The organism is Mesorhizobium sp. ISC15 (assembly GCF_037162615.1).
In the GTDB taxonomy this organism is placed as follows: Bacteria; Pseudomonadota; Alphaproteobacteria; order Rhizobiales; family Rhizobiaceae; genus Mesorhizobium; species Mesorhizobium mediterraneum.
In genome coordinates this window covers 4,162,312-4,181,347 of record NZ_JAVSPX010000001.1, presented here as the reverse complement: position 1 = coordinate 4,181,347, position 19,036 = coordinate 4,162,312, and the positions used below count along the sequence as shown (strand labels likewise).

The following is a 19,036-nucleotide window of genomic DNA, read 5'->3' as shown; positions in this document are numbered from 1 at the left end:
CGCATGAGCGACCGGCTGCGCCTCACAATTCTCGGCTGCGGCTCATCGCCGGGCACGCCGCGCATCACTGGCGACTGGGGCAATTGCGACCCAGCCAATCCGAGGAACCGGCGCATGCGCACCGCAGCGCTCGTCGAGCGGATCGCCGCGAACGGCGACAGAACCACAGTCGTCATCGACACCGGGCCGGATTTCCGCGAGCAGATGCTGCTGGCATCGGTCAGGCGCATCGATGCGGTCGTCTATACGCATCCGCATGCCGACCATATCCACGGCATCGACGATTTGCGTGGCTTCGTGCTCGAGCAGCGTCATCTCATCGATATCCACGCTGACCAGCCCACCATGCTGCGGTTAAGGGAAGCGTTCGGCTACTGTTTCGAAACACCGCTGGGCAGTTCCTATCCGCCCATTGTCGAGCCCCATATCATCGACCACGCCAGGCCGGTCGTAATCGAGGGCGAGGGGGGTACCCTCACCCTCGAGCCGCTGCCGCAGATCCATGGCGACATCATATCGCTTGGTTTTCGCATAGGTGGGCTCGCCTATTGCCCCGATATCAGTGATTTCCCGGACACCACGGCCGAGCGTCTGGGTGGGCTGGACGTGCTGGTCATCGACGCGCTGCAATACAGGACGCATCCGAGCCATCTGTCGCTCGGCCAGGCACTCGGCTGGATCGAAAAACTGGCGCCGAAAAAGGCCGTGCTGACGCATATGCATGTGCCGCTTGACTACGCCACGGTGGTGGCCGAGACGCCTGATAACGTCGAGCCGGCCTATGATGGCATGACGATCGAAATCGCTTTTGAATCAGTGTAATAGGCTCGGTTCTTCATGGCTGGCAGCATTGAGCGTGTGACCAAGGCAGCGGCTGATGCCGGTCTTGACATCGAGATCAGGCGCATGGGCGCCTCGACACGCACGGCCGAGGAAGCCGCCGCGCAATGCGGCTGCACGGTTGCCCAGATCGTCAAATCATTGATTTTCCAGGGAGAAGCCAGTGGCAGACTTTTTCTCTTCCTGGTTTCCGGCGTCAACCAGCTCGATCTCACCAAGGCAGCCGCGCTGACTGGCGAGCCGCTGAAGCGCGCCGACCCGCGGCAGATCCGCGACGAGACCGGCTTTGCCATTGGCGGCGTAGCGCCGATCGGCCATCTGATTGCGATCCCGGCGTTCGCCGATGAGACGCTGCTAGGTTTCGATCGCGTATGGGCCGCAGCCGGCGCGCACGACGCCGTGTTCGCAGCCGAGCCACACGCAATGGTCAAGGCAGCACAGGCTGTCGTAGCGACGCTGGCAGTCTGAGGTCCGGCACACCTGATATCGCAGCTATTCGGCGGCGACCGCGGTGTGCGCAGGCGGCAACATGATGTCGGGCGCAGCCGGCGCGAACAACATCTTTACGAAGCTGCGGAAGGCGAGAATCTGGCGTTCGAGGACGCGGGGGTCGCCGAGCCCCCGCGACATGATGATGCCGCCATCGATCACACAGGAGAACATGATGGCGACGTCGTCGAGGTCCATGTCCTTGTGGGCTGGATAAACGCTCGCGATCTCATTCAGCGCGTCGCGAAACCGCCCGTTCCAGGAGCGTACGGCGCTGGCAGCGATTTCGCGAACGCTGCGGTCGAAGAGGCGCTCCTGATAGGTGAACGTCGCAATCAGGCAGCCGGGGTGGCCGTTCGGCAGGTCACCCATCAATTCGGCGAGCAGCTTGAGCGTGATCAGGAAGGACTGCAACGGATCATCGGACAATTGCCGGCCGCGGTGAAACACATCGTCGAAGATGCGGTCGTTCTCCTCGACGTAGCGCAGCATCAAGGCGCGGGCGAGTTCGTTCTTGTCCTTGAAATGATAGAAGAAGCCGCTCTTGGTGATGCCGGCTTCGGCGATCACCTCCTCGATGGAAGTCGCGCCGAACCCCTTGGCGAGCACCGATGCCTCGGCGATCTCCAGAATGCGTTCGCGCGTTTCCGCACCCTTGCGCATGACCGAATGCCCTCAAATTTACTGTACCGGCGGTATGGTTTTCACACCCGCCAACTTCGGCACCGATAGCAATACGACCGACCCAGAACGGCTATCCGTCTGTAATTGCTGCGGTTCCCGCTTCGGTGGAGTACCGGACCACGAGCCTTCTACCGCACCGGTGGCACGTGCTGTTAAAACTTGGCTATTCCGAAACCGGCCGCAACCAAGGCGGCACGGTGTTATCTTACCACTGGAGACAAACATGGCCAAGTACCGCCAGAATCTGCCGCAACTCGCCAACAGAACATTCTTGAGCGATGGCGGCATGGAGACGACCCTCATCTTTCACGAAGGCCTCGACCTTCCGCATTTTGCTTCATTCACGCTGATGGCAACGCCTGAAGGCCGGCAGAAGCTCAAGGAATATTACGTCCGCTATCTGACCATTGCGCGCAGAGGCGGGACCGGGTTCATCCTCGACACGCCGACGTGGCGGGCCAACCCCGATTGGGGAACGTTGCTCGGCTACGGGCCGGAAGCGTTGCGGGCCGTCAACGAGAGCTCCATCGAGCTTCTTCTCGACCTGCGCAAGGAGTTCGAGACTGCCGAGACGCCTTGCGTCATCAGCGGCGCGATCGGGCCGCGCGGCGACGGCTACAAAGCTGGTAATATGGACGCCAACGAGGCGGAAGCCTATCATGCGGCGCAAATCGAGAGTTTCGCGCGGACCGAGGCCGACATGGTGGCGGCCTATACGCTCACCAATTTCCACGAGGCGATCGGCGTGGCGCGGGCGGCCAAGGCGCATGCGATGCCCTGTATGATCTCGTTCACCGTTGAGACCGACGGGAAGCTGGTGACCGGCATGACGCTCGGCGAGGCGATCGATAGGGTTGACGACGCCACGGACGGTGCGCCGGCCTACTATATGATCAACTGCGCACATCCGACGCATTTCATGCAGGCGCTGAAAAAGGGCGAGCGCTGGCTCGATCGCGTCTATGGCGTGAAGGCGAACGCTTCGGCCAAAAGCCATGCCGAACTGGACGAATCGGAGACGCTCGACGCGGGCGACCCGGACGACCTCGGGCGGCGCTACAGCGGGCTGAGAACCTCGTTTCCGACCATGCGCATCCTGGGCGGCTGCTGCGGCACCGACCACCGGCACATCGCAGCAATCTGCGAAGCCTGCGTGCCGCAGGCGGCGTAGGAGACTCTACCAGCCGCAGTTCCGCTGAGTTCCGAGGAACAAGGAACTGCGGCTGGACCGAAAGGCAACGCAATCAAAACCGCACATCAGTTCCATAATCTATCTTATGCGACTTTCTGATGTGGCAGCCTATAGAGATAGAGCAGCCTATAGAGATAGAGATAGAGATGAAGCGCAGCCGACCGGGCAATCGACTATTCCGACGCGGCGGGCTTGAGATCATGGAGGGCAGCACGTCCCTGCGCGGTTGCGCCCTGGCGGAACAACCCTCATCGATACGTGTTAGACCTTGAGACCGGCAATTGTGAAAGGGTGGAATTCAGATGTCCAACAAGTCTGAGCAGCCAGTCGCCAAGGCACAGATGATGATATGCAAGCCCGTCGCAGAGGTCTTTCGATCACTGATCGATCCGAGGATCACATCTCATTTCTGGTTTTCCAAGGGTGCCGCACCGTTGCAAGTGGGCGAAAGGGTCAGATGGGATTGGGAGATGTATGGCGTGCATACAATCGCCGTCGTAAAGGCTATCGACCCGGACGAGCGAATCCTGATCGAGTGGAACGGGCCTGAAAATCCGAGTTTCGTCGAATGGACATTTAGATCGATAGAAGACGGTCAGACCTTCGTCACGGTCAGAAACTGGGGCTTTTCTGGCGGCGCGGAGGAAGCGATAAATTCCACCGAAGGATTCACAAACCTGTTAGCAGCCATGAAGTTCTACCTTGAGCATGGCATTGAGCCCAATCTCGTCCTAGATCATGCACCGAACGCTCGCGTTATCTGAGAGGCAACCGTTCGCTTCGATTCAGTCGACTGACTCAATCTCGCATTCGGACGACCCCATCCTGCACCTCTCAACACCGAAATTTTCAGCTAAGACCATCACAAAATGACCGCCTCGCCTCCCTTTCTCGGCTTTCCCGATCGCCTCGCCGATGGCCGCATGCCTCGTGCGGTGATCTTCGGAGCCGGTCACGGCAGCACTTATCCCGGCAAGGACAGCAGCGGCTATGCCTTGGCCGCCGACGCCATTCGCGCTGCGAGCCAAGACGATGCCGAGCTCGTCGAGCACTGGGATTTCGACCTCGGCGGCCCGCTGTTCGACGGCAAGCCGGTCTGCTGCATCGACGCCAGCGACATCCCGACCGCTATGCATGACAATGCCGGCAACCGGGCCCGGATCGAGGCGAAGACGCGCGAGGTCCTGGCATTGCCCGCCGTACCAATCCTGCTCGGCGGCGACGATTCCGTACCCATTCCCTTTCTCGCCGGCTTTGCGGATCACGGGCCGATCTGGATCCTGCAGATCGACGCCCATATCGACTGGCGCGACGAGTTGCATGGCGAACGCCACGGCTATTCGAACCCGATGCGCCGGGCGAGCGAGATGCCGCATGTCGCCGGCATCGTGCAGGTCGGCATCCGTGGCGTCGGCAGCGCACGCCTCACTGACATCGAAGCGGCGCGGCGCTATGGCAGCCGCTTCGTGACCGCCCGCGAGGTTCACGCCCAGGGCGTCGAAGCCGCACTCCAGCATATTCCGGAAGGAGTACGGGTCGTCGTCACCCTCGACTGCGACGGCCTCGACCCCGGCATCATGCCGGGCGTGGCGGCGCGTACGCCCGGCGGCCTCACCTATACGCAGGTGATCGACCTGATCGCGGGCCTCGGCAGGCGGGCCAAGATCGCAGGATTCGACCTTGTCGAGCTCTATCCTCCGGCCGACATTGACGGCCTGTCGGCGCTGACCGCCGCGCGCCTTCTCGTCAATGTGATCGGCACCATTGTTAGGCAGGTTTGAAACCTGGATTCCTCTCGTAGCTTCAACGCCCCCTCGCCGCCCATGGACGCGCCGACGGGGTTCGTTGTAAACATTCCGACCGCTTGTTTTGGAGGAGACGCAGCATGGACCGATTCACCGGCGGTTGCTTGTGCGGCAACGTCCGAATTGTGGCGTCGGGACTCCCATACCGGGTCGGCATTTGTCATTGTCTCGACTGCCGCAAGCATCATGGGGCCCTTTTTCACGCTTCCGCGGTGTTCCCCCAGGATGCGGTAACGATCGATGGCGAAACACGCGACTACGCCGGGCGGTTTTTCTGCCCCCGCTGCGGCTCGACCATTTTCGGGCGCACCGCAGACGAAATCGAAGTGAACCTGGGATCCCTGGATGCCCCCGACCAGCTGATGCCAACATACGAAAGCTGGATCATCCGTCGCGAATCCTGGTTGCCACCGTTTCCGCTCAAGAGACGATATGAGCGCGATCGTGACGCCACGGGTCGCTTTGAGGAGTAGGTCGCACGCACGAACGGTGCGAGTGGCCGTTTGGGAGGGTCACGCCGGCGCGTCACTCCGGAAGACCGGCCTTGCGGTAACCTTCAACGAAATGCTCAAGCGTCGCAGCGTCCCGGAATGGCTCCGTCGTGGCCCAGTGGCGGGTTGTGAAATGCGGGTTGCCGACGAGAAACAGCTCGACCTCTGCGCGCGCCTCGTCGAGTCGGCCGAGTTGGGCAAGGCTTGCCGCCAGGAAACGGCGTGAGCTTGTACGATAGGTCTCATCCCTGCGCAGTGTGTCGACAGCGGCTTCGTACTCGCGCGCAGCATATTGCGCCTGGCCGAGCGTCAGATAGTACCAACTTGCCGGAAACGGGTTCAGCCGGAACGCCTTGCGAATGTGCTCAAGCCCCTCCTCGACCCGCCCGGCCAAGACCGCGATGTCGGATAATACCGCCCAGGCATCGGCCTCGTTCGGGTCGAGCTCGATCGCCTTGGCGAATTCCGCATCGGCCTCGGCGAAGCCGCGCTCATAGGCAAGCAGGTAAGCCAAAACCCAGCGGCAGCCGGCATCGTTGGGGTCGATCGCCACCGCTTTGCGCGCCAGTTCCAAAGCAACGCTACGGGATGTTTCGGTTGGTCCGCCAGAATGCACCCATCCCATCCAGTGATTCATGGCAAGCCAGCGATAGGCCTCGGCATATTCCGGATCGAGCGAAATCGCGCGGGTGAGCATCAGATGCGCTTCCTGCGCCGTCTGCGGCGAATCATCCATCAGCTTGCGCGCCCGCACGCACAGATCGTAAGCCTCGAGATTTTTGGGTCGATTGCGCGGCGGCGGTGCACGCAGCCGGCCGAGCAACGCCTCCACGATCTTGCCGGTGACCTCGTCCTGAACGGCAAAGACGTCTTCCAGGCTGCGATCGAAGCGTTCCGCCCACAGATGATCGCCACTCTCCGCGTCGACCAGCTGTGCGTTGACACGCACACGCCCCGCGGCGTGTCTTGCGCTACCCTCCAGCAGGTAGCGCACGCCAAGATCCTGTGCGATATCGCGCACGTCCGTCGCCTTTCCTTTGTAGGCAAAGACAGAGTTGCGTGCGATGACAAACAGGCCGGAGACCCTGGACAGGTCGGTGATCAGGTCTTCGGTCAAACCATCCGTGAAGGATTCCTGCTCGGGATCGTTGCTGATGTTAACAAAGGGCAGCACCGCTATCGATGGTTTGCCGGGCAGCGGCAAAGGTTTTCGCTTCGCGCCACCGAGCTGTTCGATGACCCCCGTGAACCGGTAGCCGACGCGCGGAACCGTGGAGATCCATTCACCGCCGTCGGTGGCCGGACCAAGCAGCTTCCTCAGTTGCGCGATCTGGACGGTGAGGTTGCCTTCCTCGACGGCAGTGCCCGGCCACGCCGCGTCCATCAACTCGGCCTTCTCAAGTATTTCGCCGGGCCGTCCGACGAGCGCCGCAAGCAGCTTCAACCCGCGGTAGCCAACGGCAACGGGGACATCGTTCCGAAGGAGTGTTCCCGCACCTGGATCAAGCACGAACGGACCAAAGGCAAAGCGCGATCCTTGCATACAGCGCATCTATAGCCGATTTGGAAGTTTTGAGAACTATTTGGGAGAGCTTAATTACGGCGCTGTTTGTATCCTGCAGAATTCAACCTCTTTCAGGTCGAGGGTCCCGGACCCTCAAACCATATGGAGGTTGCCATGAACGATACCCTTGCATCGGCGCCGCATCAGGCATCGCGGCCGGAAACGCCCGTGAGGCCGGCGGAAGTGTCGCGTCGGCACCTGACGACCCTGCGAAGCATTATCGCGACCTGGCGCGAGCGGACACGCTTTCGCTGGGAACTTAAGCAAATGTCGAAGGACAATCCCCACTTGATCGACGATATCGGTCTGACGAGACAGCAGGTCGAGGAAGAGATCGCCAAGCTGCCCTTCTGGCAACGATAAGGCGAATGCTGCAAAGACACCGGATCGCCAGTTTCCGCGTGCCGCAGTGGTTCGCCGGCGCGTCTCTAAATCGCTTTGACAGCTCGCTAGGAGATACGGCCTCGTCACAAATCTGCATTCAGCGCTTCATATAGCTCGACGATGACCAAATGCTGCCTCCTTATCATCGACCTGCTGAATGAGTATCTCGACCTGTGGGAAGCAGATAAAGCCGATCGACTGGTTCAGAATACCAACCGGCTGGTGGCCGCTTTCAGGAGTTTACAGCTCCCGGTGATCTGGGTGCGGCAGGAGTTCCGTTCGGATCTCAGCGACGCATTTCTTGAGATGCGCGACAAACGCATCGCCGTTACAATTCAGGGCACGAGAGGTGCCCTGCTTCACGCTGAGCTCGATTGGCAGCCAAGCGATGCGACGATAGTCAAGAAGCGCTACAGCGCGTTCTTCAAGACGGGACTTGACGAGCTACTGGCTGAATTTGGCGCCGGTGAACTGGTTTTATGCGGCGTCAATACACACGCCTGTATCCGTGTGGCTGCGGTGGACGCCTACGAGATTTCCGAGTGGTCTTGGCCGAGGAATGCATCGGCTCCTACGACGCAGAGCACGCGCGCGTCTCCCTGGATTACATGAACGGCAAGATCGCCAAAATAGCGACTGTTTCAGAGATCGTTGAAGCTCTCAGTGCGACCTAGTGAACGTCTGAAAGGCACCGCAACTTGCCACCAGACGGTCATGTCTCGAGTCACGGAGGTAGCTTCCCTGTTTCGGATGTAACCGAATTCCCCTCCCCGTGAAATTGTCCGGTAGTCCGCTGCTCCGATCATCGCGCTCCGGAAGTCAGGAGGATCGGATGGACAGTTACTTCGCTACCGAGCGCCACGATCAGATTCGGGATCGGGCACGGGCCTTTGCGGAGGCCGAGATCCGGCCCCGTATACCTGCCATGGAAGCCTCGCGGTCTGTAGACCATGATCTATCTTGGCTGATCGCCCGCCAGGGCTGGATCGGCATCACCATTGGCAAAGAATTTGGCGGCTTGGGTCTCGGGCATCTGGCCAAGACCATCGTCATCGAGGAAATCTCGCGCGTCAGCGGCGCCATGGGAGCGATGGTGCAGGCCTCGCAGCTAGGCGTCGCGAAAATTCTCCATTTCGGCAACGAAGCCCAGAAGCGGAAATGGCTTCCGGCCATAGCCAAGGGGGAATGTCTGCCGACCATTGCCGTAACCGAACACGAGTCCGGCAGCCACGTGCTCGGCATGGCATCGAACGCCGAGCGCGACGGGGACGCCTATATCCTCAACGGCCACAAGACGTATGTCGGCAATAGCCATGTCGGCGATCTGCATGGGGTGATCGTCCGAACCGGAGGCGGCTCGAAGGGTCTGTCCGCGTTCCTCGTAGAGGCGGATCGCCCCGGCTTCTCACGCGCTGCACTGAAGCCAGCGATGGGCCTGCACGGCTTCGGTTTTGGGGAACTTGTCTTCGACAACTGCCGGGTCCCCGCTGAAAACCTGCTCGGCAAGGAGGGCGACGGCCTGGCTGTGGCCTATTCTTCCAGCATCCTCTACGGAAGGCCCAACCTGACCGCCGTCGCGCTCGGAATCCACCATGCGCTTGTCGAGGAGACCGTGGCATTTGCCGCGCAGCAGCACCGTTACGGCAGCCCTCTTTGCGAACTTCCCACCATCAAGCAGAAACTCGGCCAGATGCAGTCGCGGCTGATGACCGCCCGGCTCGCCGCCTATCACGCCGTGCATATGCTGGACCGTGCCCTGCCTTGTGACGCTGAACTGATAAATGCCAAGCTGATCAACGTGGAGCACGCCTTGGATTCGGCCCGCAACGCCATGGAAGTGCATGCCGCTTGTGGATTGTTCGCCGACCGGCCCATCGAAAGGTTGTTGCGGGATGCGCACCACATCTTCGCGCCGGCGGGCACTTCTGACGTGCAGCTCCTCAGGTTGGCAGAGTTCGCCCTGGGCACATCGAAGACACAGTGGTCACAGCGGCTTGCTTCGTCGGCTGGATCGCAGGCCCACCATGAATGCCCAGTGTCCTACCAGCACTCTCCACCTTCGCGCGATGCAGCCACGAGCGATAGGCTCGTATCAGCCTAACCTTTTCTCGATTGCCATGCCTTCTACCCTCCCCGGCGCTCCCAACTGAGGTCGATGCGCGATCAGGTGATTGTCCCGCGTGAAAGAACCCCGGACTCGTGCGATCGACCAAGCCGAGCAGCGTCATATTTTCCCACAGAGCCGTCCATGAGACCGCCAGCAGGCGGCTGCCAACGGCCGACGAGCCATTGGCATATATCGTGTGGTCCGAGGCCGGACCCACCCGCACCGCGCATGGTCAGAATTCAATATCGCCGAAATCACCACCGCCATCGGAGCCGGCATCGTCTGCTTGGTCGGCTTGCTCTGGCTGTGGTGCCGGCGGTTCGGCTGCCTGCGCTTCGCCGCTTTCGCCAAACATGCCTGCGATCGCGTTGCCGAGAAGCACGCCGCCCGCCACACCCATCGCAGTCTGCGCGGCTCCGGCGAGGAAACCGCCGCCTGCCCCCTGCCGATCATTGCCAGAAAGCGGCTGCTCCGGTGCAGCGGCAGCGGTGCGCCCGACCCGCGGCACCGAACCCGAGCGCCTGGCGCCGCTGCCTCCGAAGAGGCCGCCAAGCAATCCGCCGCCGGCAGATTGCTGTGCCTGTTGTTCCAGTTCCTCGATGCGCGACTGTGCCGCGTTCAGGGCCTGCTCTTGCACGACGATTGTTTGCGCCATGTAGTATGGCGCGCCAGGCTGTCGGGCAATCTGATCGTTGATGAAGCGTTCCGCTTCGGCATCGCGCGGCGGCGTCTGTCGCTCGACATTCGCAAGTTTCTCAAAAAGATTGCCAATCGCCTGCTGGTCGTTCCTGTTCATGGGAAGCAACTCCGGTCATTTGCGCGCGCCGCGTCCAGGACATTCTCGCGGCGCGCTCTACGTCCCTATTTATGCATGTCGCTGCTTCAAAACCGCTGCCGCGACATGCATTTGATTTGACGCAGCTATTCGCGCTCGCCGGTGAAGTTCAGCAGCAACTGGAAGATGTTGATGAAGTTCAGATAGAGCGAGAATGCACCGAAGACGGCTAGCTTCTGCTGCGATTCCGCACCAAAATTCTCCGCAAACTGCTCCTTGATCGTCTGCGTATCCCAGGCGGTGAGACCGATGAAGACGGCGATGCCGATCACCGAAATGGCGAACTGGAGCGCAGTCGAGCCGAGAAAGATGTTGACGATGCTGGCAATCACCACGCCGATCAGGCCCATGATCAGGAAGGACGAGAACTGGGTCAGGTCGCGTTTGGTCGTGTAGCCGTAAAGGCTGGTGGCGCCGAACATGGTGGCGGCGATGAAGAAGGTGCGCGCGATGCTCGTGCCGGTGAAGACCAGGAACACGGAGGCCAGAGACAGGCCCATCACCGCACAGAATGCCCAAAACATCGCTTGGGCGCCGGCCGCCGACATCGTCTGCATCTTGAACGAGAACAGCAGCACGAAGGCGAGCGGCGCCAACATCACCACCCACTTCAGCGGAGTGGAAAATATCGGGACGTAGAGGGCTGGCGTAGACGCCACTATGAAGGCGATCACGCCCGTAACGACGAGGCCGACTCCCATGTAGTTGTAGACGCGCAGCATGTGCTTGCGCAGGCCTTCGTCGAAGACGGCCCCGGTTTGGGCTCCGACGCCCGTGCGGTATCCTAGATTGGGGGTATTCATGCGAGTTCTCCTTGGTGAGGGTCAGTAAAGCGTTTTGGCGAGCGTCTCGGCGGTGCGATCGAGATCGCGGATACCGCTTCGGGCGACGACCGCGTAGGCGACTTCGCCGATCTGGAAATAGGCCGAGGAAATTTCGCCAGAGGGGGCGGCGGTCGGCTTGACCACGTCGAACGTTCCGGGCCTGATCGCGAAGAGCGAGACCAGTCCCAGGTCCCTTGTTTCGACAGCCATCTCGACGCTCGGGCCGAACCGCGACGGATAAATCTGGACGTCACGAACCTTCCAGTCCTTTGGCAGCGACGGCATGACGATCGCCGTGGCGGCGCGGATTTCGTCCGCATCGTAGTCAGGCGCTTCAGGCTGGGATGACATGGCCTCGCGCATGATTGTCGTCCCATGTGCCCGGATCGCCTCCTCCAGATAGGCGGGCGGCTGTGTCGAGGCGACGACCTTCGTCACCGATATCGGCCCGACGATGCCGTTCGCCAACCAGCCCGCGGTCAGCAGGACTGCGACTGCCGCAGCCCGGCGCAACGTGCCTAACACGCGACCCCGGGCCAGCCCGCGTTCCAGCCGCCGCGCCGCGTCGGCCGTTGCCGGCCGCGCCATGCCCTTGGATCCGGCAAGTGCCACGCGCAGTTCGTCGCGCGTCCTGAGGTCGGACATCACGCGAGCGGCGGCCTCCGGACGGGCGGAAAGAAATGCCTCGACCTCGATGCGGCGGGCAACGTCCAGCTGGTCGTCGACATAGGCGTCGAGATCGGCATCGGTCACCGGGTCGCGCAGTTCGTTCATCGCAGACATCACGGGCCTCCCACGATCCTGAGGTGGCTTTTCACACGCGCCGGCAATTTGTCCTCCATCTCACGGAGCGCCGCCCGCGCCCGGCCGATGCGCGACATCAGCGTTCCCAACGGCACGCCGCTGGCCTCGGCCGCCTGGCTGTAGGTAAGTCCCTCGATGGCGACGAGATGCAGCGCCGAGCGCTGCTCTTCCGGCAATTTGAAAAAGGCTTCGCGCACCTGCGCCAAGCGGACGGAATGCTCCTGGGGAGCCTGCATACTGGCGTCGGCAAGATACCCGGCCTGCTCGACGCGCGCCGCTTCAGACTTGCGGGACCGCAAGCCGTCAATGAAAGCGTTGTGGACGATCGACAGCAGCCATGCGCGCAGGTTTCCGCCGGATCGGAAGGTGCCGCGCCGCTCATAGGCGCGCACCAGCGCGTCATGCACCAGATCCTCTGCCTCGGCGCTGTCGCGCGTTAGCGAACGCGCGTAGCGCCGCAGGGAACCAAGCTGTCCTATGATATCGAAGCGTGGCATCGACCCTCTCATGTCCTGTTTACGGAGCATGGCAGGTTTTTAATCCCGCTCTTTGAATTTTTTGCGATCCGGGAAGGTCAGACATAACGGTGCAATGCCTCACCATCGCGCGTGCGGCTTCTTTGTCCGCGACCGAGCGGCCCTCCCCTCAGCCGCCACAATTCGCCGTGCGGCTTAGCGGCGCCGGGGATTTCGATGTTTACACGTGAATTAATTTGTGACGCGGAAAATCGCGAAGGTGTCATCTTTTTCGGGGCACTTGCGAGTTATAGGCAGGAAACATTCACCGCCGAATCTTCCCTTCGCCGACGGTCCTTTGGGCCCGCTTTGTTCCACGAATTATCGACCCGATATGACAAGCCCCGACACGACAGGTAATGCGCCAACCCAGCGGGATACCCGCATCGATGTCTTCCGCGCGCTAGCGCTACTGACGATCTTCGTCAACCATGTGCCCGGGACGGTCTTCGAGTATTTCACGCACAAGAATTTCGGCTTTTCCGATTCGGCCGAAGCCTTCGTGCTGATTTCTGGTATCGCTGTCGGGCTCGCCTACGGACAGAAGTTCCGGCCGGGAAACCGGTTGCTCATCACCCTGAAGGCCTGGCGGCGCGCGGGTGTCCTCTATGTCACCCACGTCATGACCACCGTGGCGACGCTGGCGATCTTCTCGGCAGCTGCACTGCATTTCTCGCGGCCCGATCTTTTGAAGCTAATCAACATCCAGATGATCATCGAGGACACGCCGGAAGCGCTGCTCGGCATCGCCGCGCTCGGGCATCAGATCGGCTACAACAACATTCTTTCCATGTATGCCGTGGTGCTTCTGATGATGCCGCTTTTCCTGTGGATCGGCACGTTCAGCCTGCGGCTGATGCTCGCTGCGTCCGCTGCCCTCTGGCTCATCGCCGGCATTTTCCAGATCGCGCCTTCGAATTTTCCCGGCGACGGCTTCTGGTTCCTGAACCCGCTCTCCTGGCAATTTCTGTTTGTCATCGGGATCGCCGGCATGCTGCATGTCAAGCGCGGCGGCGAAATCCGCTTCAACTGGATGATGACGAGCGCGGCCGTCGGGTATCTGGTCGGCGCGCTGATTTGGGTGCGGCTGCCGCTGTGGGGCATCGAGACGGCCTCCGGCCTGCCTACCGTGCTGACCGGTTTCGATAAGACATTCCTGTCGCTGTCGCGGCTCATGCACATTCTGGCGATCGCCTATCTGATCGTGACGCTCCCGGCGCTTTCCAACCTGGCGAGGACCAGGCCCGGACACCCGCTCGCGGTTCTCGGCAAGCATTCGCTGCCGGTCTTCATCGCCGGAACGATCCTCGCCATGATTGCGCAGGTCATGAAGGTCGTCAGCCCAGGCGGGTTGCTCTACGACACGATCCTGATCACGACAGGCATCGCGCTGCAGTTCGGCTTCGCCTACTACCTCGAATGGTTGCCGCGGATCGGTTGGGGTGCCAAGAAGCAGCAACCTGCCGCTGCCTTGCCGTCTGCTGCCCTCAAGCCAGCGTGATAGAACGGCGCGACGCGCCGTGCCATCAAGGCCTTTCGCCGGGTGCGAGCCTCTCCTCGAGGCACGCTATGGATTTCTATGTCCAGTCCCGGTTGGCGGTTTTCAACTTGGCGCAAATGAAAACCGCTGGCGCAGCACGGCCGATTTGCGTATCACTCCGCCGCCAACGGAACCGCGCCGATGTTTGAAGATCTTCAGCCTGCCCCAGCCGACAAGATCCTTGCTTTGATTGGCCTCTATCGCGCCGATCCCCGCCCCGACAAGGTCGACCTCGGCGTCGGCGTCTACAAGGATCGCGATGGCAAGACGCCGGTGATGCGCGCCGTGCGCGAAGCCGAAAAGCGATTGCTGCAGAGCCAGGATACCAAGACCTATCTCGGCCTTGCCGGCGATACCGGCTTCAACACGGCGATGGCGAGGCTGGTCTTTGGCCCTGCGGCCGAGCTTACACGCATACGTGCGGCGCAGGCGCCCGGCGGCTCAGGCGCGCTGCGGCTGGTGGCTGAGCTGCTCAAGAGGACGCGATCGGACGCAACGATCTGGCTGTCGGACCCGACATGGCCGAACCACATGCCGGTGATGCGCGCCGCCGGCTTGCAGATACGCGAATATCCCTATTTCGACGCTGCCTCAGGTGCTGTTTGCTTCGCCGACATGATGAGCGCGCTGGCGACCGCCAAGAGCGGCGACGTAGTGCTGCTGCATGGTTGCTGCCACAATCCGACAGGCGCCAATCTGGACATCGCGCAGTGGGCTGAAATAGCCGACCTTGTCGTCGAGCGCGGCCTGCTGCCGTTTGTCGACATTGCTTATCAGGGCTTTGGCGAAGGCCTGGACGCAGACGCCGCCGGCTTGCGCCTGCTGGCTGAAAAAGTTCCGGAGATGGTCGTTGCCTCGAGCTGCTCGAAAAACTTTGCCGTGTATCGCGACCGTGTCGGCGCGGCGATGATCCTGGCTAAAGACGGCGCGCAGGCGGATGTGGCAATGAGCCAGATGCTGTCGGCGGCGCGCGCCATGTACTCGATGCCGCCGGACCATGGCGCGGCCGCGGTGCGCACTGTGCTTGAAGACGCCACGCTGCGCGCCGACTGGGAAGCGGAGCTAGAGGAGATGCGCCTGCGCATGCTGCGGCTTCGGGTGCAGTTCGCCGAAGCGCTGCGGCGGCAGTCCAATTCCGATCGCTTCGATTTCGTCGCCAGCCATCGCGGCATGTTTTCCCGGCTTGGCCTGTCCGAAGCGCAGGTCGAGCGGCTGCGCGCCGAGCACGGCGTCTATATGGTCGGTGACAGCCGCATCAATGTCGCCGGCCTGCCGGAAGACGGTATGGACGCGCTCGCCAAGGCGATCGTCTCCGTGCTCGACTGAGGCGTTGAGCAGCGCTGTGGACAATCGCCCCTCGCCGTCCGACGGCGTTGGCTACACGGTCGGACGCAGGCTAGCATCCGGCCGATGAAACCCTCGAAGGACATTTCCCGGCTGATTGAGATCATGGCGGCGCTGCGGGCCCCGGAAACCGGCTGTCCGTGGGACATCGAGCAGGATTTCTCGACCATCGCGCCTTACACGATCGAGGAAGCCTACGAGGTGGCGGACGCCATCGCGCGCGGCGACCTGGACGATCTGCGCGACGAGCTCGGCGACCTTCTGCTGCAGGTCGTCTACCACGCGCAGATTGCCGAGGAGGCTGGTGAATTCGCTTTTGGCGACGTGGTCCAGGCCATCACCACGAAAATGATCCGCCGCCACCCGCATGTCTTCGGCGATGAGAAGGCGCGCAGCGCCGGCATGGCCAAGGGTATGTGGGAAAAGATCAAGGCCGAGGAGAAGGCTGAGAAACGCAGCGCCCGCCTCGCCCGCGGGCACGATCCGGAGGATCACGGCAAGGGTTTTCTGGACAGCGTGCCGGTCGCCCTGCCCGCTTTGACCCGGGCGCTCAAGCTGCAGGAGAAAGCTGCCCGCGTCGGCTTCGACTGGAGCGAGGCCACGCCGATCCTCGACAAGATAGAGGAAGAGATCGGCGAGTTGCGCGAGGCCCTTGCCAAGGGCGATACGGCTTCGATCAAGGACGAGTTCGGCGACATGCTGTTTGCCGTCGTCAATCTCGGGCGTCATCTCAAGGTCGATTCCGAAGCGGCGCTCAGCGGCACCAACGAGAAATTCCGGTCGCGGTTCCACTACGTCGAGCAAGCGCTGGAAGCGTCCGGAAACACGCTGGAAAAGGCCTCGCTCGACGAGATGGAGGCGTTTTGGCAGCAAGCCAAGAGCGCGAAGTAACAGCGACTATCCGTTGTTTTTACGGTGCAATCGGCTTTCTATCTCTTCATGCGCGCTTTGCGTCGCCTTGAGCGCGACGGTCACGCCGCCATCTTCATTGTCGGTGCGCGAGACGACGTCGCCATTGCGGTAGAGCCAGTCGACGAGCCCGAGCTGCTCAGGCTTGAGCGTGATGGTCAGCGTTTCCAGTTCGCCTGAAACTCTTGTCTCAATGATCGCCTTCAGCACATCGATGCCCTCGCCGGTGGCGGCCGATATGGCAATCGGCGGCGTCTTGTCGCCATCGGCGCCATCGGCAAGAAGCCGAGCCCGGTTGCCTTCGTCGAGCAGGTCGATCTTGTTCCACACTTCGATGACGCGCTTGCTGTCGCCGGCATCGACGCCGAGATCGGCAAGGATCCGCTCGACATCCTCGGCCTGGGCGGCCGTGTCGGGGTCCGAAATATCGCGCAGATGGATGACGAGATCGGCCTCGACCACCTCTTCCAGCGTGGCCCGGAAGGCCGCGATCAGATGCGTCGGCAGGTCCGAAATGAAACCGACCGTGTCCGAAAGGATGACCGGCGTGCCGTGCGGCAGCCGCACCCGACGCAGTGTCGGGTCGAGCGTGGCAAACAACATGTCCTCGGCCAGCACCCCTGCTCCGGTCAGTTTGTTGAACAGCGTCGACTTGCCGGCATTGGTGTAGCCGACGATCGCCACCACCGGGAAAGGCACCTTCTTGCGCTTGGCGCGGTGCAGGTCACGGGTGCGCCGCACTGTTTCCAGCTCGAGCTTCAGCTTCTTGATCTTGTCCTGCAGGGCGCGGCGATCCGATTCGATCTGCGTTTCGCCAGGGCCGCCGAGAAAGCCAGCGCCGCCGCGCTGGCGCTCGAGGTGAGTCCAGCTTCGCACGAGTCGGCCCTTCTGATAGTTGAGGTGCGCAAGATCAACCTGCAGCGTGCCTTCCTTGGTCCGCGCGCGCTCGCCGAAAATCTCCAGGATCAGCCCGGTGCGATCCAGCACTTTGGCGTTCAACTCTTTTTCCAGATTGCGCTGCTGCACCGGCGTCAGCGGATGGTCGACAATGACCAGTTCGGCATGGCCCTGTTTGACGATCTCGGCGAACTCCGCGACCTTGCCGCTGCCGAGCAAGGTCGCCGGGCGCGGATCGTTGACGGTCACCACCGCGGTATGGATCGGGTCGAGGTCAATGGCTTGGGCAAGGCCAACCGCCTCGTTGTGGCGGGCCTCGGCGGAACGCGTCAAGCGCGGACGATTCGTGTCTTCGTCGCTGCGCGGCTGGCGGGTAAGCACAGGCACGATGACCACAGCCCGGGTCGGGCCTTCGGCTTCCGTCCCCGGCTGATATGCTGATTTTTCGCGAACGCTGCGGTCCGCGTCTTTCTTACGTGCCAATCAGGCGCCCTGGCTTTCCTCACCATCGAACATCTGAACCGGCTGGCTCGGCATGATCGTGGAAATGGCGTGCTTGTAGACGAGCTGGGAATGGCCGTCTCGACGCAGCAGAACACAGAAATTGTCGAACGAAGTGACCACACCGGTCAGCTTCACGCCGTTGATGAGAAAGATGGTGAGTGGGTTTTTGCTTTTGCGAACTGAATTCAGGAACAGGTCCTGAAGATTTTGCGATCGTTCCGCATTGTTCTTGTCTTTCGCCGATCCCCTTCGGTTTGCAAGCCAATGCGCCAAATTACCCGGCACGTGTCAAGCACGCAAACACCATCTTGCCGTCAATAACGACAAGCAGAACGAGATATATTGATGTTCATTCCACCTGTGCGGTTATCAGGCTGGACTTTTTTCCGCAACGTCAAAAAAGGCTTGCCGCAAGGAAAGTGTTATCGAGCCCGGATGGCCGTTGGCGACGGGAGCACCGTCGATCGCCACGATCGGCATGGCGATCGTGGTCGCGGAGCTGATGAAAACCTCACGCGCGGCTTTGGCTTCGGCGACCGAAAAGCCCCGCTCCTCGATCTTCAGGCCGAGCTTGGCGGCCACCTCGAACAGCGTGGTGCGGGTGATGCCGCGCAGGATGCCGTGCTCGGCCGGACGCGTCACCAGCACGCCATCCCTGGTGATGATCCAGGCATTCGACGATCCACCTTCCTTGACGGTGCCGTCGGCATCGACGAACCAGGCCTCCTGGGCGCCGGCTTCCTTAGCCTTCTGCTTGGCCAGCACATTTGGCAACAGGCCGACCGACTTGATATCGACCCGGTCCCAACGATTCTCCGGCACGGTGATAACCTTGATTCCGCTTTCGGCCCTCTTCGCTGCAGCAGCGGGGTCGGCTTTCCTGGCGGTCACCACCAGCGACGGCTTCGTGCCCGCCGCCGGGAAAATAAAGTCACGGCTGGCGACGCCACGCGTCACCTGAAGATAGACCAGGCCATCGGTGACATGGTTGCGGCGAACCACCTCGCGCATGATAATCGGCAACACGCCCCGCGTGACCGGCCAGTCGATCGACAATTCGGTCAGCGAGCGGTTCAGCCGTCCGAGATGGCGAGGCATATCGACGATGAAGCCGCGCGCTACCTCGCAGACCTCGTAGACACCATCGGCGAACTGATAGCCACGGTCCTCGATATGCACGAAAGCGTCGGCGTGAGCGACGTAGCGCCCGTTCACATAGGCAATGCGCGGCATGAGGTCACCCCTGGAGAAGTCAGCGCATGGGTCATGCGCAAAAATCAAAATGCTACAGCGTCCTTTGCGCATCCC

Annotated in this window: 21 protein-coding genes; 12 read left to right on the top strand and 9 right to left on the bottom strand. The window is 61.6% G+C overall.

Annotated features, from left to right (window positions below; all coding sequences use genetic code 11):
- Nucleotides 1-3 precede the first annotated feature (3 nt).
- Together RPG13_RS20190 and RPG13_RS20185 are read left to right on the top strand one after the other, a co-directional pair.
- Complete coding sequence (locus tag RPG13_RS20190) at nt 4-822, top strand: MBL fold metallo-hydrolase (RefSeq protein WP_337125794.1); 819 nt, start codon at nt 4-6, stop codon at nt 820-822.
- 15 nt (nt 823-837) lie between these two features.
- The gene (locus tag RPG13_RS20185) at nt 838-1,308 is read left to right on the top strand and encodes a YbaK/EbsC family protein (protein WP_128284881.1); all 471 of its coding nucleotides are present in this window, start codon (nt 838-840) and stop codon (nt 1,306-1,308) included.
- Nucleotides 1,309-1,332: 24 nt separating this feature from the next.
- On the opposite strand, the gene RPG13_RS20180 is transcribed toward RPG13_RS20185, so the two are convergent.
- Entirely contained in the window at nt 1,333-1,992 is a 660-nt protein-coding gene (locus tag RPG13_RS20180; RefSeq protein ID WP_095488639.1) for a TetR/AcrR family transcriptional regulator, read from the bottom strand.
- A 244-nt stretch (nt 1,993-2,236) separates the two neighbouring features.
- Here RPG13_RS20180 and RPG13_RS20175 point away from each other — a divergent pair, with 244 nt between their 5' ends.
- The 4 genes from RPG13_RS20175 (at nt 2,237) to RPG13_RS20160 (ending at nt 5,483) form a co-directional block, all read left to right on the top strand.
- On the top strand, nt 2,237-3,184 hold the full coding sequence (locus tag RPG13_RS20175) for a homocysteine S-methyltransferase family protein (protein ID WP_095488638.1): 948 nt from the start codon (nt 2,237-2,239) through the stop codon (nt 3,182-3,184).
- 323 nt (nt 3,185-3,507) lie between these two features.
- Nucleotides 3,508-3,969: an SRPBCC family protein gene (locus RPG13_RS20170; RefSeq protein WP_337125793.1), complete on the top strand. Its 462-nt coding sequence runs from the start codon at nt 3,508-3,510 to the stop codon at nt 3,967-3,969.
- Between the two features lie 105 nt (nt 3,970-4,074).
- Nucleotides 4,075-4,986 carry an agmatinase gene (locus tag RPG13_RS20165; RefSeq protein WP_128241040.1) on the top strand — a complete coding sequence of 304 codons (912 nt, stop codon included), beginning with the start codon at nt 4,075-4,077 and terminating at the stop codon, nt 4,984-4,986.
- Between the two features lie 104 nt (nt 4,987-5,090).
- On the top strand, nt 5,091-5,483 hold the full coding sequence (locus tag RPG13_RS20160) for a GFA family protein (protein WP_095488635.1): 393 nt from the start codon (nt 5,091-5,093) through the stop codon (nt 5,481-5,483).
- A 52-nt stretch (nt 5,484-5,535) separates the two neighbouring features.
- On the opposite strand, the gene RPG13_RS20155 is transcribed toward RPG13_RS20160, so the two are convergent.
- Nucleotides 5,536-7,044, bottom strand: coding sequence for a winged helix-turn-helix domain-containing tetratricopeptide repeat protein (locus tag RPG13_RS20155; RefSeq protein ID WP_337125792.1), 1,509 nt, complete (start codon nt 7,042-7,044; stop codon nt 5,536-5,538).
- Between the two features lie 135 nt (nt 7,045-7,179).
- Between RPG13_RS20155 and RPG13_RS20150 the strand changes: the two genes are divergently transcribed.
- From RPG13_RS20150 to RPG13_RS20140, 3 genes are all read left to right on the top strand, one after another.
- Nucleotides 7,180-7,428: a DUF1127 domain-containing protein gene (locus RPG13_RS20150; RefSeq protein ID WP_095488669.1), complete on the top strand. Its 249-nt coding sequence runs from the start codon at nt 7,180-7,182 to the stop codon at nt 7,426-7,428.
- Nucleotides 7,429-7,569: 141 nt separating this feature from the next.
- Nucleotides 7,570-8,061: a cysteine hydrolase family protein gene (locus RPG13_RS20145; RefSeq protein WP_206073008.1), complete on the top strand. Its 492-nt coding sequence runs from the start codon at nt 7,570-7,572 to the stop codon at nt 8,059-8,061.
- Between the two features lie 220 nt (nt 8,062-8,281).
- Nucleotides 8,282-9,550, top strand: coding sequence for an acyl-CoA dehydrogenase family protein (locus RPG13_RS20140; RefSeq protein WP_095488633.1), 1,269 nt, complete (start codon nt 8,282-8,284; stop codon nt 9,548-9,550).
- A 238-nt stretch (nt 9,551-9,788) separates the two neighbouring features.
- On the opposite strand, the gene RPG13_RS20135 is transcribed toward RPG13_RS20140, so the two are convergent.
- From RPG13_RS20135 to RPG13_RS20120, 4 genes are all read right to left on the bottom strand, one after another.
- Nucleotides 9,789-10,352 carry a DUF2076 domain-containing protein gene (locus tag RPG13_RS20135; RefSeq protein ID WP_095488632.1) on the bottom strand — a complete coding sequence of 188 codons (564 nt, stop codon included), beginning with the start codon at nt 10,350-10,352 and terminating at the stop codon, nt 9,789-9,791.
- 125 nt (nt 10,353-10,477) lie between these two features.
- Nucleotides 10,478-11,194 carry a Bax inhibitor-1/YccA family protein gene (locus RPG13_RS20130; RefSeq protein ID WP_095488631.1) on the bottom strand — a complete coding sequence of 239 codons (717 nt, stop codon included), beginning with the start codon at nt 11,192-11,194 and terminating at the stop codon, nt 10,478-10,480.
- A 21-nt stretch (nt 11,195-11,215) separates the two neighbouring features.
- Nucleotides 11,216-11,989 (bottom strand): anti-sigma factor family protein, encoded by a 774-nt coding sequence (locus RPG13_RS20125; protein ID WP_095488668.1) that lies wholly within the window; start codon nt 11,987-11,989, stop codon nt 11,216-11,218.
- A gap of 8 nt (nt 11,990-11,997) precedes the next feature.
- Nucleotides 11,998-12,516 (bottom strand): sigma-70 family RNA polymerase sigma factor, encoded by a 519-nt coding sequence (locus tag RPG13_RS20120; protein WP_245330029.1) that lies wholly within the window; start codon nt 12,514-12,516, stop codon nt 11,998-12,000.
- A gap of 352 nt (nt 12,517-12,868) precedes the next feature.
- Between RPG13_RS20120 and RPG13_RS20115 the strand changes: the two genes are divergently transcribed.
- The 3 genes from RPG13_RS20115 (at nt 12,869) to mazG (ending at nt 16,309) form a co-directional block, all read left to right on the top strand.
- Nucleotides 12,869-14,035 (top strand): OpgC family protein, encoded by a 1,167-nt coding sequence (locus RPG13_RS20115; RefSeq protein WP_095488629.1) that lies wholly within the window; start codon nt 12,869-12,871, stop codon nt 14,033-14,035.
- Between the two features lie 180 nt (nt 14,036-14,215).
- Entirely contained in the window at nt 14,216-15,400 is a 1,185-nt protein-coding gene (locus RPG13_RS20110; protein ID WP_128284885.1) for an amino acid aminotransferase, read from the top strand.
- Between the two features lie 84 nt (nt 15,401-15,484).
- Entirely contained in the window at nt 15,485-16,309 is an 825-nt protein-coding gene (gene mazG / locus RPG13_RS20105) for a nucleoside triphosphate pyrophosphohydrolase (protein ID WP_127204555.1), read from the top strand.
- Nucleotides 16,310-16,315: 6 nt separating this feature from the next.
- Here the strand turns inward: mazG and hflX are convergent, their stop codons facing one another.
- The 3 genes from hflX to RPG13_RS20090 all read right to left on the bottom strand — a co-directional run bounded on the left by hflX (nt 16,316) and on the right by RPG13_RS20090 (nt 18,961).
- Nucleotides 16,316-17,707, bottom strand: coding sequence for a GTPase HflX (gene hflX, locus RPG13_RS20100; protein ID WP_127204554.1), 1,392 nt, complete (start codon nt 17,705-17,707; stop codon nt 16,316-16,318).
- Complete coding sequence (gene hfq, locus RPG13_RS20095) at nt 17,708-18,001, bottom strand: RNA chaperone Hfq (RefSeq protein WP_337125791.1); 294 nt, start codon at nt 17,999-18,001, stop codon at nt 17,708-17,710.
- Nucleotides 18,002-18,097: 96 nt separating this feature from the next.
- On the bottom strand, nt 18,098-18,961 hold the full coding sequence (locus tag RPG13_RS20090) for a D-amino-acid transaminase (RefSeq protein ID WP_292503926.1): 864 nt from the start codon (nt 18,959-18,961) through the stop codon (nt 18,098-18,100).
- Between the last annotated feature and the right edge of the window lie 75 nt (nt 18,962-19,036).

Excerpts from the sequence above, each read along its gene's own strand:
- RPG13_RS20190 (WP_337125794.1), top strand. The coding sequence starts at position 4 with ATGAGCGACCGGCTGCGCCTCACAATTCTCGGCTGCGGCTCATCGCCG.
- RPG13_RS20185 (WP_128284881.1), top strand. The coding sequence starts at position 838 with ATGGCTGGCAGCATTGAGCGTGTGACCAAGGCAGCGGCTGATGCCGGT.
- RPG13_RS20180 (WP_095488639.1), bottom strand. The coding sequence starts at position 1,992 with ATGCGCAAGGGTGCGGAAACGCGCGAACGCATTCTGGAGATCGCCGAG.
- RPG13_RS20175 (WP_095488638.1), top strand. The coding sequence starts at position 2,237 with ATGGCCAAGTACCGCCAGAATCTGCCGCAACTCGCCAACAGAACATTC.
- RPG13_RS20170 (WP_337125793.1), top strand. The coding sequence starts at position 3,508 with ATGTCCAACAAGTCTGAGCAGCCAGTCGCCAAGGCACAGATGATGATA.
- RPG13_RS20165 (WP_128241040.1), top strand. The coding sequence starts at position 4,075 with ATGACCGCCTCGCCTCCCTTTCTCGGCTTTCCCGATCGCCTCGCCGAT.
- RPG13_RS20160 (WP_095488635.1), top strand. The coding sequence starts at position 5,091 with ATGGACCGATTCACCGGCGGTTGCTTGTGCGGCAACGTCCGAATTGTG.
- RPG13_RS20155 (WP_337125792.1), bottom strand. The coding sequence starts at position 7,044 with ATGCAAGGATCGCGCTTTGCCTTTGGTCCGTTCGTGCTTGATCCAGGT.
- RPG13_RS20150 (WP_095488669.1), top strand. The coding sequence starts at position 7,180 with ATGAACGATACCCTTGCATCGGCGCCGCATCAGGCATCGCGGCCGGAA.
- RPG13_RS20145 (WP_206073008.1), top strand. The coding sequence starts at position 7,570 with ATGACCAAATGCTGCCTCCTTATCATCGACCTGCTGAATGAGTATCTC.
- RPG13_RS20140 (WP_095488633.1), top strand. The coding sequence starts at position 8,282 with ATGGACAGTTACTTCGCTACCGAGCGCCACGATCAGATTCGGGATCGG.
- RPG13_RS20135 (WP_095488632.1), bottom strand. The coding sequence starts at position 10,352 with ATGAACAGGAACGACCAGCAGGCGATTGGCAATCTTTTTGAGAAACTT.
- RPG13_RS20130 (WP_095488631.1), bottom strand. The coding sequence starts at position 11,194 with ATGAATACCCCCAATCTAGGATACCGCACGGGCGTCGGAGCCCAAACC.
- RPG13_RS20125 (WP_095488668.1), bottom strand. The coding sequence starts at position 11,989 with ATGAACGAACTGCGCGACCCGGTGACCGATGCCGATCTCGACGCCTAT.
- RPG13_RS20120 (WP_245330029.1), bottom strand. The coding sequence starts at position 12,516 with ATGCCACGCTTCGATATCATAGGACAGCTTGGTTCCCTGCGGCGCTAC.
- RPG13_RS20115 (WP_095488629.1), top strand. The coding sequence starts at position 12,869 with ATGACAAGCCCCGACACGACAGGTAATGCGCCAACCCAGCGGGATACC.
- RPG13_RS20110 (WP_128284885.1), top strand. The coding sequence starts at position 14,216 with ATGTTTGAAGATCTTCAGCCTGCCCCAGCCGACAAGATCCTTGCTTTG.
- mazG (WP_127204555.1), top strand. The coding sequence starts at position 15,485 with ATGAAACCCTCGAAGGACATTTCCCGGCTGATTGAGATCATGGCGGCG.
- RPG13_RS20090 (WP_292503926.1), bottom strand. The coding sequence starts at position 18,961 with ATGCCGCGCATTGCCTATGTGAACGGGCGCTACGTCGCTCACGCCGAC.